Here is a 15,407-nt window from a genome sequence, read left to right on the forward strand (position 1 = left end):
GCCTCAAGGGGTACACGCCGGCGGCGGTGCGTACCGCAACGGGCCGGGAACCCGTAATCTCGGGAGCACGACGACGTCCGGCGGACGGGGGCAGCCCCCGCCGGGCCGGCAGGAACGGAGTGGGCCGTGGAACCCGGTGGTCTCAACATCCAGCAACTGCTGGAGCAGGCGCAGCGGATGCAGGAGCACCTCGTGGCGGCGCAGCAGGAGCTCGCCGAGACGGAGGTGACGGGCACCGCCGGCGGCGGCCTGGTCACCGCCACCGTCAACGGCCAGGGCGAGGTGACGGGACTGGTGATCGACCCGAAGGCGATCGACACCGACGACCCGTCCGACACCGCCGAGACGGTCGCCGACCTGGTGCTGGCCGCCATCCGGGACGCCGGACGAGCCGCCGCCGAGCTGCAGCAGCAGAAGATGGGCCCGCTCGCCGAGGGCTTGGGCGGAGGGCTTCCCGGGATGCCGGGCATGCCCGGCCTGCCCGGCATGTGAGCCCACCGACCGACACCGCACCCGAGGGGAGGGACCGTTGTACGAAGGGGTCGTTCAAAACCTGATCGACGAGTTGGGCAGGCTGCCCGGCGTCGGCCCCAAGAGCGCGCAGCGGATCGCCTTCCATCTGCTGGCCGCCGAGCCGGCCGACGTGGAGCGGCTCGGCACGGCGCTCAAGGAGGTCAAGGACAAGGTCCGCTTCTGCCGGACCTGCGGGAACGTGGCCGAGGAGGAGGAGTGCCGGATCTGCCGTGACCCTCGCCGCGACCCGGCCGTGATCTGCGTGGTGGAGGAGTCCAAGGACGTCGTCGCCATCGAGAAGACCCGGGAGTTCCGCGGCCGGTACCACGTGCTCGGCGGGGCGATCAGCCCCATCGAGGGCGTCGGCCCCGACGACCTGCGGATCCGGGAGCTGATGCAGCGGCTCGCCGACGGCGCCGTCACCGAGCTGATCCTGGCCACCGACCCCAACCTGGAGGGCGAGGCCACCGCCACCTACCTCGCCCGGCTGGTCAAGCCGATGAACCTCAAGGTCACCAGGCTCGCCAGCGGCCTGCCGGTGGGCGGCGACCTGGAGTACGCCGACGAGGTCACCCTGGGCCGAGCGTTCGAAGGACGGAGACTCCTCGATGTCTGACATCACCACCCTGACGACCAACAGTCCGGAGGAGTGGGCCACCCTCGCCGAGCGGGTCGCCCGCCATGTCCGCAACTACCTGTCGGGCCTGGAGGCGGTCTCCCGCGGCGAGGCGGGCCGGCACGCCGTCCCGGTGCTGCTGTTGGAGGTCTCCCAGGTGATCCTGGCCGGGGCCCAACTCGGCGCCAGCACCGACGTCATCCTCCCCGACAACTGGGAGCCCGAGCTCGGCCCCGACCCCGACCTGGACGCCGTCCGCCAGGGCCTGGCCCAACGCCTCGCCTCGGTGGACGAGTACGTCGAGGTCTTCGAGCCCTACACCGACCCCGACCCCACGCCCTACCGCCTGTCCGACGACCTCGTCGACGTCGCCAGCGACCTCGTCCACGGCCTCCGCCACTATGAGAAGGGCCGCCCCCTGGAGGCCCTGTGGTGGTGGCAGTACTCCTACTTCAACCACTGGGGCAACCACGCGGGAGCGGCCCTCCGAGCCCTCCACGCCGTCATCGCCGGAGCCCGCCTCAACGTCACGGAAGAGGCCCCGGCCATCTCCTAGCCCGGGGGGTGTCGGCCCGTTGAGGCGTCCTTCCGGGTGGGAGCCGCGCGGCATACTTTGCGTGCTGGGTCCTTTTCATGCGCCGGTGTACGAGGAGGCGGGTCGTGGCCGACATGGCGGAGTTCGAGCAGATGCTGGGCGAGACGAGGAAGTTGCTCGAACAGGTCCGCTCAGGTGCTGCGGCCGCCCCCGGAGAAGCGGACACCCCTCCCTTGGAGGGGTTCGGCGAGGCCGCCGACGGAAGGATCCGCGTGACCGCCGGACAAGGCGGTGAGATCAAGGGGATCGAACTCGATCCGCGTGTGATGCGCATGGCCTCGGAGGAACTGGCGGAGCACCTCACGGTCGCCGTGAACGCCGCCCTGACGGATCTGAGATCGAGGGCCACGACGTCGGACACGCCGATCGACCCGTCCGTCCTGGCCGACCGCCTCCAAGAGGTTCAGGACCAGGGCCTCCGGCAGATGGGCCTGTTCGCGCAGGGACTCGAGGACGCGATGGCCCGGTTCAAGGAAGCCGGGAGCGGTAGGGGAACGCGGGGCGGCTGACCGTCTACCGGTCGATGTGGCTGATCTCGATGCGGGGGTTGACCGGGTCGGGGGTGAAGTCCGCGGGCTCGCCATGGGTGTAGGCCAACTCGATGGTCATCCGCGGGTACGCCCTTAGGAACTGCTGCATGACATTGCGGCAGGACGAGCAGGGATATTGCTCGGAGTACATGCGAAGCCATCCCTTGACCCGCCGCGTGGGGACCTGTTCGGCGAACGCCTCCAGCACCTTGTACTCACCATGCGTCTCGGTGGGAACGGCCTCGCCGATGGCCGAGGGCGTGAACACCGGTTCGGACGGAACGCCGACCAGGGCCGGATCGTCGCCCGCGTCGAGGCCGGTCACCGCGTCGAACGCGCCACGCCTCCCACCGGCCTTGTATTCGGCGGTGACGACGTTGTCCACGTTCTCAGTCGTCCTCGTCGCCGGGCTGCCTCGTCATCGTGAACCGGCCGGTGGCCTCGAGTTCCTTGTAGATCCCGAGCTCTTCGCCCCGCATCTCGGCCAAGGACCACAGGAACCTGCGGAACGTCGGCCATGGATTGGTCGGTTGTTCCTCCTCGACGTACGTCCACACGCCCGGGTCGTCCGAGGCCGTGCTCGCTCCGGGGATGTAGTAGACGACATAGCCCTGATGCATGGCGATCACGAGGGCGTCATCGAGGATCGCGGGATCGGCGCCGTCGTCCTCGAGCAGTTCCAGGGACGACTGCTTGATGCGCAGCAGATCCTCATAGGCCCAGGTGGTGCCCGTCATCAGCGGGTACGGGCTCTTGCCCATGACACGCAGGAAATCACGGTAGAGGGCGGGGATCCGCTGCACTCCCTGGGTCCGCGCCAGGTGCGCTATCTCCTCGTCGGAGCAGCCGGTCTGGTCCCCTCTGCGCACCAGTCCCCGCTCGACGATGTAGCCATGGAATTCTTCGATCGAAAATCGGTTCAGATCCATCGCCCACCCCTTCAGAAGTATCGATGCACCCGAATGCGGTTGTTCACCGAGTCGGGAGAGAAATTGTTCTGCGCGCCGGGCCTGAGCGTCCCGGGGCCTTCACGGTGCGTGTAAACGATATCCACTTGCATATTCGGATAGCGCCTCAGGAAGTCCTGGGTCGATTGGGCGCACCCTTGACAGGGATGTCGTTCAGTGTAGATCGTGATGCGGCCACCGGTCTGCGGATCGGGGAATCTTCGGGAGAAGTCCTCATAGATCTTCTTTTCGGAGTCGTAATCCCGGTTGTGCCCCCGCGCCTGCCGCGAGGGCAGTGCGTCCCGACCGTCGCGGCGGAGCCTGGTGAACCCTTTTTCGTCATAGGTCTTCTTGCCGCTGACCGAGTCGATCGACCCTCGGTGGCTGCGTCCGGTCCGATCACGGACGTCATAGTCCGACGTCGCGACGTTTGATTCCTTCTTGCGGCTCGGCAGCCCTTTTCGCAATTCCTTCGCCCGATTCACCAGTCCCGTGAATCGGGGATTGTTGTTGCGGCCTCGGCGGGGCATGTCGGCGCCGTCGCGGCCGCGCGCGCCGCGGGCCGGGGGGAGCTGCTGCTGGGCTCCCATCTTCTTCCAGGCTCCCTTGGCGGCGCCCGCCCGGCGGCCGGCACGGCGGGCGTTCCGGTTCCGGCCGAACTTCCCCCTACTCACCGAGGACCACGTCCAGCGCCATGCTCAGGAGCTGGTCGATGATGAGACCGGTGATCATCTTGAAGATCGGGATCTGCAGGAGGGAGGCCCCGAAGGTCACGACCGCGGTGGCGATCGCCTGCGCGATCTGGACGGCCAGGATGACCAGTTGAACGATGACGCTGATCTTCAGGAAGAGCACGATGGCGCCGATCACCATCAGTCCCGCGCCCACGACGACCGCGCCGCCGGTCGCGGTGTTCAGGTTGATCGAGGGGGCGTCCCCGGCGTCCCAGTTCTTCTGGAACGCGTCGATGCCCTGACCGGCGGCTCCGCCCCACACGGCCTGAACGGCGCCTTCCGCGTCGCCGATCCCCGAACCCAGCGAGCCGGAGAACGACATCCAGCGGCGGCCCATCTCGAAGAGTTTGGTCTCGTCCGCCTCAGGCCAGGTGTAGCCGAGCATGCCCAGGAGGGAGGCCAGCTCCCCCGGAAGCTGCAAGCCCATCAGCCCAGGATCTCCCGCACCCGGTTGACCTCGATGTCCGACAGTTCTTCGGAGCCCTGGTAGTTGTCGGCCATCTTCTCGAGGTCCTCGGCGATGGCCTCGAGTTCGTCGAGGTTGCCGGCGAAGCATTCCATCGCCAGGTCATGGATGCCCTGGTAGCACATCCCGATCAGCATGCCGATGTCGTCGCCGCCCCACGGTTCCCCGAATCCGGCCAGGTCGCTCTCCAGGGTCGTCAGGTCCTGGTCGAGTTTGTCGATGACCTTGCCCAACTCCCCCGCGGCCTTCCGGATGTCGCCCGGGTCGACCTGCAACTCCCCGAACCCCATGTCGCCCTCCATGCCCGAGAACCGGTTCGAAGCCCAACCTATCGGGCCGATCGTCCGATTCACGGACCTGGTGGCCGCCTGCCGTTCACCCGCCCTCGACGTCCTTCCACAGAACGCCGAGGCACCCCTCCGGCCGACCGCCGCGCGCGACCGTCCCCAGCACTTCGTCACCGCCAACGCCGCGTCCACGACCTCCGCCACTACGAGAAGGGCCGCCCCCTGGAGGCCCTGTGGTGGCAGTACTCCTACTTCAACCACTGGGGCAACCCCCTCCGAGCCCGCCTCAACGTCACGGAGGAGGCCCCGGCCATCTCCTAGCCCTCTTTGTCGGTGATGCTCGATCGGTCGCGGAAAAGACGTTCGCGGCGCACTAGAGACGTGGGTCACACTCCTCGATCATCGGTGGACCTCACCCCGCCGAGTCAGGGAGACGTCCGATGGCCCGCCGAGCACTCGCCGCCCTGTCGATCCTCGCCGCAGCCGTCACGCTGCCGACGGCGACCGCCACCTCCGCACGAGCGGAGACCGCGCCGATCCGGTACGTGGCGTTGGGGGACTCGTACACGGCCGGGCCGCTGACCTCGCTCTTCCAGCCGGGGTCGCCGCTGGGCTGTCTGAGGGGCATCGGCAACTATCCGTCGATCGTCGCCAGGACGCTCAGGCCCGCGTCGTTCAAGGACGTGAGCTGCAGCGGGGCCAAGACCAAGCACTTCACGGAGGCGCAGTCGTTCTCCATCGGGCGCCCCAACCCGCCGCAGTACGACGCGCTGAGCACGGAGACGACGCTGGTGAGCCTGACGATCGGCGGCAACGACATCGGCTTCAGCAAGGCGGTGCGGTGCTTCGAGCTGAGCTACAGCGACCCGGAGGGCTCGCCCTGCAAGGACGAGTTGACCGCCGGGGGCGTCGACCAGTTCGCGCAGAGCATCGCCGCCGCCGCGCCCAAGGTCGGAACGGCGCTGGCGGGCATCGCGCAGCGGGCGCCGAACGCCAAGGTGTTCCTGCTGAACTACCCGCTCATCCTGCCCGCGGAGGGCAACGGCTGCTTCCCCTGGGTGCCGATCGCCAAGGGCGACGTCCCGTACCTGCGGGACGTCCAGAAGTGGCTGAACGGGATGCTCGCCGACCAGGCCGCCCAACACGGGGTGACCCTGGTCGACACGGCCGAGCCGGGCCATGACGCCTGCCAGCCCAACCCGCTCAAGCGGTGGGTGGAGGGCATCCCGACCCAGTTCGCCGCCCCGGCCCACCCGAACATGTGGGGCGAGGCCGCCATGGCGTCACTCCTGTTGGAGGCCGTCCGCGCGGCCGGCTAGCCGACCCGTCCCCCAGACGACGGTCTGCAGCACCTCGTACCTCTCGGGCCGCCACGGATCCAACCGCACCCGCGCCACCGACCCCGACCACCCGACGGGTTTCCGCACGAGCATCCCGACCACCGCAGCGGACGCGTCCAGCGGACTGCCGGCCACCCCGACCGGCCCCAGCCCGTCACCCTCGTCCCGCACCTCCCACACGAAGAACTCCGGCCCCTCACCCACGGCGAACGAGCCGAGCGTCCAAGCCGTCGATCTGCTCCCACAGCCCCGCCGGCGTCGCGGCCTCCATCAACCCGTACCACGGGTACGGCGCCCGAGGCGTCGCCCAGAACCGCCGCGTGTACCACCCGTACCAAACGAGCCACCGCCCCCGCGTCGCCTCCTGAATGACCCGAGCCGCCCGTTCGGCATCGGAACGAGCCCGACCCGATATCGTCTGCACAGCCACGCTCCCGTCGTGGTCAGGCCCCGGAACATCGGCGTTCGCACCGCCGCCGGGGCCGCTTTGGATTGACGGCTTCATCGAAACGGTTCGCCGGTTACCGTGGAAGCGTTGTCTCGTTGCCCCCCGGTGCGGACAACATTGACAATGGGTCAACCCAGGGCGAAACGGGTGAGTCGATGACCTTCGGCGAGAAGTTGCGCGCACTGATGGCCGACCACGGAATCGGCCTGCGAGAACTGGCCAGATCGGTTCCCTGCGACGCCGGTCACCTGTCGAAGGTCTCCCACGACCGCAAGACGCCTTCCGTTCAACTCGCCGCGCGACTCGACGAAATCCTCCAGGCGAACGGCGAACTGGTCGCACACCGCGAACCGTCACCCGGCGGTGCGCCGGATGACGACGAATGGGAGGCGCTCGAACTGGCACGTCGCGTCGCCGCGAGTGACGTCGGAGATGAGACGATCACCGCGCTGGAGATGACCGTCGACGATCTCGCATCCGCCTATCCCCGGACTCCACCGGCCGAGCTGCTCGTACGCACCCGACGTCACCTCGGCTACGTCTCACGGCTCATGGAAGCGCGGATGACGCTGGCCGAGCGGAGGCGGCTGGTCGTGGTCGGCGGCTGGTTGTCGCTGCTCACGGCGACCTCCGAAATCGACCTCGGCCGGCATTCGGTCGCCGCCGCGCGGCTGCGCACCGCCGCCCAACTCGCCGCGCACGCCGGGCACACGGAGCTCCTCGCGTGGACGCTGGAGACACGAGCCTGGCAGACGCTCACCGACGGCGACTACCGGGAGGCGATCACCTTGTCCCGTGGGGCGCAGGAGATCGCGCCTCGGGACGGGTCCGCCTTCATCCAGGCCACCGCGCAGGAGGGCCGGGCATGGGCCCGACTCGGCGGCCGGTCCGAGACGCGCGACGCCCTCGCCCGCGTCGAGCGTCTCGTTGAGCCCCTGCCCGTGCCGAGCCGTCCGGAGCACCACTTTCGGTACGACCCCGCCAAGGGCGACGCCTACACCGGCACCACGTTGTCGTGGCTGGGCGACCCGGCGGCCGAGTCCTACGCACGCGGAGTGCTGGCCCGCATGGAGCATCCCTCCAACGGCCTCGCCCGACCCCGCCGCGCCGTTGACGCCCGCCTCGACCTGGCCCTGGCCCTGCTCGCCACCGACCAGCCCGCCGAAGCCGCCCACACCGCTCTGGAGGCCATCACCAGCGGCTGGCTGGTGCCCTCCAACCACTGGCGCGCGGCCGAAGTGATCACCGCCGTGGAGGCCCACCGGCTCCCCGAGGCCACCACCCTCCGCGAGGCGTACCGCGACCTGTGCGTCCGAGCCGTCCCGACACCGCAAAGCACCCAGTGACAGAAGGCGGACCCGATGACCTTCGGTGAGGAGATGCGTCGGCTGATGGCCGAACGCGGGCTGTCCCTCGCAAGCTCGCCAACTACGACGTCGGCTACCTCTCCAAGGTCGCCAACGACCACTGGCGACCCTCTCCACCCTCGCCGAACGCCTCGACACCGCCCTCCAAGCCGACGGCGAACTCGCGGCACTGGCCCGTTCGCTCCGGCGGCCGGACGCCGTCGCGATGACCGTGGACGATGGGGATCCGGAGGCCGTTGAGCGGGTTCGGTACGTCGTGCGGCGGCCGTCGAGCATGGACGAGCGGGCCGTCGGAGCGCTCGCCGAGGTACTCGCCGGGCAGCGGCGGCTCGAGGACGTCGTGGGCTCCGGGGGCATGCTCGCCCCCGTGACCGCGCAGTTCCCCATTCTGCTGGAGATGTTGAGAGACGTGCCCGGCCGCCATCACCGGAGGGTCGCCGGCGTCGCGTCCGAATGGGCCACGTTCGCCGGCTGGCTGCACGCCGCCACGCGTCGGGACGGCGCGGCGCTGAAGCTATTCCAGCAGGCCGAGGCTCTGGCGGACGAGGCCGAGGACGGCACGTTGGCGGCGACGGCGACGAGCTTTCGTGGTTACGTGGCGCGAACCCAGGGGCGCCCCCGCGCGGTGGTGCGCTGGTCGGCCGCCGCGCTGGCCACTCCGGGCTCCCATCCGACGCAACGGGTCTTCGACATGATCCAGACGGCCCAGGGGCATGCCGCGCTCGGCGACGTCGAAGCGATGCGACGGTTCCTGGACGACGCCGCGGCCCTGGCCGCGGTCGCAGGGGAGCCGCCGCCCTCGGTCTACTGGTATCGGGAGCCATTCTTTCATGTCCAGATCGGCCTTGCTCACTTGCAGGCCGGTAACCACCGCGACGCCGCCGAAATGATCGAGGCCGGCCTGCACGGAATGCCCGCCGAGCAGCGGGCGGCCGAATGGGCCCGAGAGTACGAGGACGCCTTGGCCGTCGCCCGCGACCGGGCCTGACCTCTCGGCTCTCGTGGACGGTGGAACGCCGTCCGGTGGGCGGTCGGCGGGAATTGTCATGGTGTGCGCGGCCCTCGGCCATGTAACGCCGTCGGCATTGTCAGGTGAACGCAGAGAACGGCGTCACGGAGTCCACATGTGGTCGATCGGCTCTTCTCCGGTGAAGATCGCTGGTCGAATACGGGGGCAAGAGCGCCGAGCGCGGAAAGGCACCGGAGAAGACCATGCGCGGAATACTCTGCAGGTTGGCGGCGGGTGGAACGACGGTGGTGGCGGCGGTGGGGCTGGCCGTGACACCCGCATATGCCCTGAGCTGGACCATCACCAGCCCGGACCCGGACTTCGTGGGAGTCAACGTCACCCCGAACGGCTTCGACGGGACGAAGAACGTCATCCTGGTGAATCATCGCAACGGGGTGCGCTTTCACTGCACGACGTCCATCATCAAGGGCACCGTGCCGGCATGGAATGACGCCGACGGCATCGGTGTGCTCCGAATAACGTCTCAGACCTTCAGCACCTGCCCCGCCCTCGGTGTCACCTTCACCTTCACCACGGGCAGCAGCGCGGCCGATCCGTCGCCGGTGAGCGTGACGGAGACCTCGTACACGCCGCCGCAGGTCGACGCACGGATCGAAGGGTTCGCCGCGACGTGGACCGGCCCCGGATGCACGGCCACGATGGGCGGGCCGCTCGCCCCGGTCAACACGCCCGAGGCCACCCTGACGGGGTATTACGACAACTCCTCGCACAACCTCGTGCTGACGGGCGGCGGCGACCTCACCGTTCGGAGCCATTCGGGTTGCTTCGGGCAGATGACGACCGGTGACAGGCTCTCGATGTACGTCCGCTACCAGATGTCGCCGGCGCTCACCATCACCAGTCCCTGACCCCTACCGCCGCCTGCCGGACGCTCCCGACCGGGGCTCCTCACGAAGCGGTCGTCGCCGGGCACGACGTTCCCGCCCTCGACCGCTACACGAGGGGGCCCGGGCCGGGGCCGAGGTGCCAGCCCTTTCGTAGCTGATCCCTGATCGGCTCGAAGTCCTTCACCGAGTCCTGTTCCGCGTCGTCCAGCTCCGGCCGTGCGGTGAAGGCGATCGGCGCGCAGAGCAGGACCACGAAGGCGATCATGCCGAACATGATCGCCGCCCCGACACGGTCGGCGGAGCCGAGGCCGACGGTGAGGAACGCGAAGATGACCAGCAGGCTCGCCCAGACCAGGCCGCGCGTCACGCGTTGCTCCCTGACGCGCCCGCGATGCAGGTCACGGCACTCGGTGCAGCGGGGCACCCTGGCCTTGGCCGTCTTCCAGACGAACTGACGGGGGCCGCCGGCGTACGCCTGGCGGTGTTGGGTCTCGCCGGAGATCGGCTGCTCGAACGCCGAGTCGTCGTCCTGCGGCCGTTCGCCGCAGAACCAGCACATGGAGTACGTCTTCATCTGCCGGGCGGTCTGGAGGTTGTCCCTCACGTTGGTGCGGATGGCGTCGGAGCGGGCGCTCTCGAGGGCGCGTTCGAGGAGCCAGACGACCTCCGGCCAGTCCTCGGTCTCCTCGGCGTACATGACCGCGCAGGCCAGGATCGAGGTGGCGATCTCGTCGCGGACGCCGGTCAGCAGCGGGTCGTCCTCCGGCAGCAGTTCGCCGAGCGCGGTGAGTTTCGGTTCGGAGGCGTCGAGGAGTGCGCGGGCGTTCCCGTTCGCCGTGGGCCGGTCGCCCTGGGCCCGCCGCACGGTGTCCTCGGTGAGCCGGCGGACGTCGGCGGCGTCGTGTCGGACCTCGTCCCGCAGGGCGGCGTCGACGAGCGTGTCGCGGAACCCGACGGAGCGCAGCAGGGTCACGTGCCGAGCGGCGGTCCCGGGTTGTTCCTCGCGGGCGGCGCGGCCGCAGAGGCGGGCGCTGACGGACAGCAGCGCCGGTACGAGCCCCGCCCGCATCGCGTCGACGGTGCCCTGACCGAGCCGGGGGTCGGCGAGGGCGCGGGCCCGCCACGCCATCCGGGCCCAGACGGCGTCGTCGTCGACGATCTTGGCCCAGCTCAGCATGGCCATCGACCAGTGATCGTCGGACGCGCCGCCCACCTCGCCGAGGTCGAGCGCCAGGGCGTGGTCGAGGACCGCGAGGTTGTGCAGCCCGATCGCCCGTGCGGGTGTCCCGCGCTGCCGGTCCCAGATGTTCTCGGCGATCTCGATCTCGCCCGCCGCCAGCGCGGTCAACGCCTCGTCGGGCCCGGGCCCGTCCTGCTCCGACAGGGGCCAGAACCAGAACAGCTCCGCCTCCAGCCGGCGGACCGGGTCCCGGAGCCGTTGCAGCGCGTCCTGCACGGCCGCCAGATCCGGCGCGGGGTCGAGCGGCAGCGGTGTCGCGCCGAGCGACCCGGCGGTGCCGAGCCGTTCGGCCATCCGGAACGCGTCGAGCCGCTTGCGGATCCGCCGCGTGTCGGCGTCCACGGGCAGACCCGCCACCCGGAACGGGTTCTCCCGGTACAGGTCGGGGCCGATGTCGGCGAACGGACCGGTCATCGCGCGCCCGCCGGGGAGATCCGCAGCGTCACCGTGCGGGCGGATCGGCCATCGCCCGCCGCGGACGCCGCGTCGGCCAGCGTCGACAGGGTGAACGCGCTGGTGGACAGCCCGGACGCCGAACGCAGCGCCTCGCGCACGACGGCGGCGCGCAACTCGCCCAACTCGGCGTTGGTGGCGAATCCGCTGTCCGGCCCCGGCGGTCGAGGGTCGGTGTGGCCGATGACGAGGACGTTCAACCGGCCCGCGTGCGCCCGGAGCGCTCCGCCGAGCCGTCCGAGCGTGGCCCGGCCGTCGGACGAGAGCGTCGCGCCCCGGCTGAACAGTCCACGCGGGAAGGTGACCGACAACTCCCCGGCCGAACGTTCGACCTGCGCGCCGGCCACCTCCGGACGAACGTCCGCCAGAGAGGACACCGTCCGAGAAGAGCGCGGAGAGACAACGGGCGGAGCGGCGCTCGCCTCCCGGATCGTTCGGTCGTCCCTCCAGACGTCCACCAGGAGCACCAGCGCCGCGACCGCCAGGAACGCCGTCGCCGCCGGGAGCCAACGACCCCAGGGCGCGGATCGGCGGCCCTGCTCGCCGAGCAGCGCCACCCGGCGACGGGCGGCGGCGACGGCGGGAGTGCCCATGCCGAGCTCCTGGGCGGCGGCCCAGATGCGGTCGGCGTCCCACCAACGGCCCTGCTGCGCGTAGACGCAGGCCAGCAGCATGTGCGGCGCGGTGCCCGGATCGGCTTCGGCGCACAGGGGCTCCAGCAGGTCCGCCGCCTCCGCGAGGTGACCCGATCGGGCCAGGGACCTGGCGTGTTCCACCGTCACCGCACGAGCGGCGGCGAGGGGCGACGGCTCGTTCACCGGCCCCTCCGAACGGTGCTGAACGGGTCCGGCGGCAAAGGCGGCGTGGGCAGCAGGGAGCGGAGGGCCGCGTTGATCTCCTTGAGCATCGCCAGGTCGCCGCGCCGCAGCGCGTCCCCGCCGACCGAGACGAGCCGGCGCGCCTCGGCCGGGTCGCCCATCTCCGGAACGAGCCGCTCCAGGTCCTCGAAGACGAGCCGGTCCAGCTCGCCCGACTCGCTCAGGATCCGCAGGACCATCACGCGCAACTCCTCGATGCGCTGCCGCAGCAGGTCGGGATCGTGGGCGCTGATGGCGTCGGTGATGGACGCCTCGGCCTGGCCCAGCCGGGCGATCTCCCCCGCGTCGTTGCGGGACAGCACGACCTGCCGGGCCGCGTCGATCATGTCCCGGGCCTCCTGGGTGAGCTTGGGCCACTCCAGCTCGGCCTCCACCTCGTCGGTGGCCGCCTTGAGGTCCTGCAGCCGTTTGGACCCGGCCGTGGCGGCGTCGCGGTCGACCGGGGCGGCCTTCACCATGGCGTCGACGTCCTCGGCGATGCGCTCGGCCTCGATCCGCTCCAGCACCTTGGCGCTGCGGGCGTCGCCGTACTCGCGGGCCTCGCGGCGGGCCGCCTCCAGGCGACGCAGCTCGGCCTCGGTGTCGCGGGCCAGTTCGTCGGCGTCCGGGACGCGTTCGGTGCCGAGGTTGATGACGTGCTCGAACTCCTCGTCCAGCAGGGCGACATAGGCGCGCGCGACCACCAGCCGGGACTCGTCGATGGTGATGGTGAGGTCGATCTCGCTGCCCTCGGGCACGTCGCGCCGCACCTGCTCCGGCTTGACCTCCAGCCGGCCGATGCGGGTGTTGCGGTCGGCGCGCGTGTGCTCGCCCTCCAGCACCGGGATCAGGATCATCCCGTCGCTGGAGCCGGCGCTCACCGCGACCGTGGTGCGCAACAGCACCCGGCGGCGGGCGGGCAGCGGCGTCCCCCGTTTGATCAGCCACTCGACCTCGTTGCCGGCCAGGCCGATGCCGATCGACTGGGTGAGCGGCGGCTGCGTGTCGACCACGCCGACCGTGTACGTCAACGTGCCGGGGGTCACCTTGCGCGGGGCTCCGGTCGCGTCGGCCAGCTCGATCTGGAACGCGTTGGCGACGCCGCGTTCGGCCCGCAGGTACACGGTGAACGCGCCGGCGTCGGTCAGCGGCACGGCACCGCTCCGCCAGGCCGGACGCGTCGCGGTGTTGACGAACTCGATGGTGAACCCCGCGATGTCGCCGCCGGAGACGGTGCCGCCGACCAGCGGCTCGGTGTCGGGGCCGACCGGCTGGTAGTCCAGCGCGACCGCGTACCGACCGGGCGGGAGCGGGGCGGCCGACGCCGGCGCGTCGAGCAACTGACCGCCCGCGAAGATGGCCGCGCCGCGCGCGACGGCGGTGATCGGGTCCTGCCCGTGGTCGATCGGGATGCCGAGCCCCTCCACCGGGTCGGCGAGCCGCTCGCGCAGGTACGGCGAGAGCGTCGGCCCGCCCACCAGCAGCACCTTCTCGATGTCGGACGGGCCGAGCCCGCTCTCGGTCAGCGCGTTGCGGCACAGGTTGACCGACCGGACGATCAGTGGCTCGGTGAGCCGCTCCACCTCGGAGCGGGTCAGGTCGTACTCGAACTCCACGAAGTCGCCGTCGGTGTCGCGCAGCTCCACCAGGATCTCGGCGGACCCGGCCTGCGACAGTCGGATCTTCGCCGCCTCCGCGGCGAGCTTCAGCTTGTTGATCTCCTTGATCCAGCGCGGGTCCCCGCGCCGCAGGTCGCCCAGACCGTGCTCGCGGGCCGCCGCCGGGATCAGCAGGCGTTCGACGATGGCCCAGTCCAGCAGCTTGCCGCCGAGGAAGTTGTCCCCCCGATGGTTGACCACGGTGAACTCGCCGTCCCGGATGTTGACGATGGCCGCGTCGAACGTGCCGCCGCCGAAGTCGTAGACCAGCCAGAACGAGTTGTCGTCGGTGCTCTGGAACCCGTGGGCGAGCGCCGCCGCCGTGGGCTCCTGGAGCAGCGGGGCCTGCCGCAGACCGGCGAGCCCGGCCGCCCGGCGGGTCGCCTCGCACGCGCTCAGCTCGAACGCGGCGGGCACCGTGATGACCGCCGCGTCGATCTCCTCGCCGGTCCGCTGGGCGACGTCGCGGCGCAGCGACTTGAGCACCTCGGCGGACAGTTCCTCCGGCCCCAGGGAACGGTCGGTGGCCTTGAACACCTTGGGATCGCCCGCGGTGCCCATCCGCAATTTGAACTCGACACAGGTGTTGTCGGGATCGATCTCGTTGCGCTCCTTGGCGGCGCGCCCCACGAACAGCCGCCCACGCCGGTCGATCATGACGGCCGAGGGGGTGGTCTCGTGCCCCTCGTTGTTCTTGACGATGTCCGCTTCGACGCCGTTGAGTTTCGCGATGGCGCTGTTGGTGGTGCCGAGGTCGATCCCGAAATCGATGGTGGTCCTGGTCATGATCCCGACGATTCCTCCGCGTCCGTTTCGGTGTGCTCTGGCGGCGGCGTGCCCACGATCACTTCGGCGAGTTGGAGCTGACGACCGTCGAGATAGACGCCGGGGCGCACCGTCTCCACGATCTCCTCGCGCGCGAGGCCGTCGGTCGGCTGGAACGCCACGACGGTGAGCACCAGCCCCGGGTCGTAGGGCTCGCCGAGATGGTCGGTGATCTCGACCCCGGCGTCGATCAGCGTGCTCCAGGCGGCCTCCATGTGCCGGACCACGGCGCGCGGCGCGTCCGGCACCCGGTCGAGCCGGCCCCGCAGCCGCCACAGGTCGGTGGCCAGCCCGGCGACGGTCCCCTTCGGCAGCGCCTCGCCTCCGGCGTCCTCTCGGGGCGGGGGGACGGGCGGATCGGCGCGCCCCGCGGCCTGCGCCGCGGCGAGCAGGGCCTTCAGCCGCTCCGTCGACGGACCGCGAGGAATACGGAACTCCCGGGGATATCGCCATTGCCGAAATGTGGCCCACACCTCGGAGATCGCACTTTTCGACATTATCCTCGGTTTCCTCGACCGCACTCGACATACCGCCTGTCGAGGGTCGCACGGGCCATCGCCCACCACCAGTGCAATGGCCGAATCAGGCCATTGTCATGAGCCATGGATAATGCGGACACGAAAAGTGGGCCCACCGACGATTCTCCAATGGACCGACTATGCTCGATGCGCCGT

At 70.3% G+C, this 15,407-nt stretch carries 18 protein-coding genes; 8 read left to right on the forward strand and 10 right to left on the reverse strand.

The annotated features are described in order from the left end of the window. Positions 1-126 precede the first annotated feature (126 nt). From DFJ69_RS12590 to DFJ69_RS12605, 4 genes are all read left to right on the forward strand, one after another. Positions 127-492, forward strand: a complete 366-nt coding sequence (locus DFJ69_RS12590; protein WP_211328605.1) for a YbaB/EbfC family nucleoid-associated protein — start codon at positions 127-129, stop codon at positions 490-492. Between the two features lie 37 nt (positions 493-529). Then, entirely contained in the window at positions 530-1,129 is a 600-nt protein-coding gene (recR, locus tag DFJ69_RS12595; RefSeq protein WP_116022652.1) for a recombination mediator RecR, read from the forward strand. Then, positions 1,122-1,685 (forward strand): DUF5063 domain-containing protein, encoded by a 564-nt coding sequence (locus tag DFJ69_RS12600; RefSeq protein WP_116022653.1) that lies wholly within the window; start codon positions 1,122-1,124, stop codon positions 1,683-1,685. Before recR ends, DFJ69_RS12600 begins: the two co-directional genes overlap by 8 nt. 113 nt (positions 1,686-1,798) lie before the next feature. After that, entirely contained in the window at positions 1,799-2,233 is a 435-nt protein-coding gene (locus DFJ69_RS12605) for a YbaB/EbfC family nucleoid-associated protein (RefSeq protein ID WP_245974297.1), read from the forward strand. Between the two features lie 4 nt (positions 2,234-2,237). On the opposite strand, the gene DFJ69_RS12610 is transcribed toward DFJ69_RS12605, so the two are convergent. From DFJ69_RS12610 to DFJ69_RS34260, 5 genes are all read right to left on the reverse strand, one after another. Next, a complete protein-coding gene (locus DFJ69_RS12610; RefSeq protein ID WP_116022654.1) occupies positions 2,238-2,639 on the reverse strand; it encodes a deaminase domain-containing protein in 402 nt (133 codons plus the stop codon). A 4-nt stretch (positions 2,640-2,643) separates the two neighbouring features. Then, positions 2,644-3,183 (reverse strand): SMI1/KNR4 family protein, encoded by a 540-nt coding sequence (locus tag DFJ69_RS12615; RefSeq protein ID WP_116022655.1) that lies wholly within the window; start codon positions 3,181-3,183, stop codon positions 2,644-2,646. Positions 3,184-3,194: 11 nt separating this feature from the next. After that, entirely contained in the window at positions 3,195-3,791 is a 597-nt protein-coding gene (locus tag DFJ69_RS12620; RefSeq protein WP_116022656.1) for a deaminase domain-containing protein, read from the reverse strand. A 76-nt stretch (positions 3,792-3,867) separates the two neighbouring features. Then, positions 3,868-4,362: a WXG100-like domain-containing protein gene (locus tag DFJ69_RS12625; protein ID WP_116022657.1), complete on the reverse strand. Its 495-nt coding sequence runs from the start codon at positions 4,360-4,362 to the stop codon at positions 3,868-3,870. Further along, positions 4,362-4,691, reverse strand: coding sequence for a WXG100 family type VII secretion target (locus DFJ69_RS34260; protein ID WP_170177631.1), 330 nt, complete (start codon positions 4,689-4,691; stop codon positions 4,362-4,364). The genes DFJ69_RS12625 and DFJ69_RS34260 overlap by 1 nt, the downstream gene beginning before the upstream one ends. Positions 4,692-5,128: 437 nt before the next feature. On the opposite strand from DFJ69_RS34260, the gene DFJ69_RS12635 reads away from it, so the two are divergent. Further along, positions 5,129-6,007, forward strand: a complete 879-nt coding sequence (locus DFJ69_RS12635; protein WP_116022658.1) for an SGNH/GDSL hydrolase family protein — start codon at positions 5,129-5,131, stop codon at positions 6,005-6,007. Here the strand turns inward: DFJ69_RS12635 and DFJ69_RS12640 are convergent. Beyond that, positions 5,972-6,232 carry a hypothetical protein gene (locus DFJ69_RS12640; RefSeq protein WP_116022659.1) on the reverse strand — a complete coding sequence of 87 codons (261 nt, stop codon included), beginning with the start codon at positions 6,230-6,232 and terminating at the stop codon, positions 5,972-5,974. The two genes, DFJ69_RS12635 and DFJ69_RS12640, sit on opposite strands and share 36 nt — an antisense overlap. Before the next feature lie 399 nt (positions 6,233-6,631). Here DFJ69_RS12640 and DFJ69_RS12650 point away from each other — a divergent pair, with 399 nt between their 5' ends. The 3 genes from DFJ69_RS12650 (at position 6,632) to DFJ69_RS12660 (ending at position 9,721) form a co-directional block, all read left to right on the forward strand. Continuing rightward, the gene (locus tag DFJ69_RS12650) at positions 6,632-7,822 is read left to right on the forward strand and encodes a helix-turn-helix domain-containing protein (protein ID WP_116022661.1); all 1,191 of its coding nucleotides are present in this window, start codon (positions 6,632-6,634) and stop codon (positions 7,820-7,822) included. A gap of 121 nt (positions 7,823-7,943) precedes the next feature. Then, a complete protein-coding gene (locus tag DFJ69_RS12655) occupies positions 7,944-8,831 on the forward strand; it encodes an NsdA family TPR-like regulatory protein (protein WP_484419710.1) in 888 nt (295 codons plus the stop codon). Between the two features lie 224 nt (positions 8,832-9,055). Further along, positions 9,056-9,721 carry a hypothetical protein gene (locus DFJ69_RS12660; RefSeq protein ID WP_147312281.1) on the forward strand — a complete coding sequence of 222 codons (666 nt, stop codon included), beginning with the start codon at positions 9,056-9,058 and terminating at the stop codon, positions 9,719-9,721. 85 nt (positions 9,722-9,806) lie between these two features. Here the strand turns inward: DFJ69_RS12660 and DFJ69_RS12665 are convergent, their stop codons facing one another. From DFJ69_RS12665 to DFJ69_RS12680, 4 genes are read right to left on the reverse strand one after another with little or no spacing between them, the layout of a single operon-like run. Continuing rightward, entirely contained in the window at positions 9,807-11,354 is a 1,548-nt protein-coding gene (locus DFJ69_RS12665) for a hypothetical protein (protein WP_116022664.1), read from the reverse strand. Continuing rightward, the gene (locus tag DFJ69_RS12670; RefSeq protein ID WP_116022665.1) at positions 11,351-12,211 is read right to left on the reverse strand and encodes an OmpA family protein; all 861 of its coding nucleotides are present in this window, start codon (positions 12,209-12,211) and stop codon (positions 11,351-11,353) included. Before DFJ69_RS12670 ends, DFJ69_RS12665 begins: the two co-directional genes overlap by 4 nt. After that, on the reverse strand, positions 12,208-14,694 hold the full coding sequence (locus DFJ69_RS12675) for an Hsp70 family protein (RefSeq protein WP_116022666.1): 2,487 nt from the start codon (positions 14,692-14,694) through the stop codon (positions 12,208-12,210). The genes DFJ69_RS12670 and DFJ69_RS12675 overlap by 4 nt, the downstream gene beginning before the upstream one ends. Continuing rightward, on the reverse strand, positions 14,691-15,230 hold the full coding sequence (locus DFJ69_RS12680; RefSeq protein ID WP_116022667.1) for a nucleotide exchange factor GrpE: 540 nt from the start codon (positions 15,228-15,230) through the stop codon (positions 14,691-14,693). Before DFJ69_RS12680 ends, DFJ69_RS12675 begins: the two co-directional genes overlap by 4 nt. Positions 15,231-15,407 lie beyond the last annotated feature (177 nt).

Origin of the sequence: Thermomonospora umbrina (genome assembly GCF_003386555.1) — a bacterium.
GTDB classification, from domain to species: Bacteria; Actinomycetota; Actinomycetes; order Streptosporangiales; family Streptosporangiaceae; genus Thermomonospora; species Thermomonospora umbrina.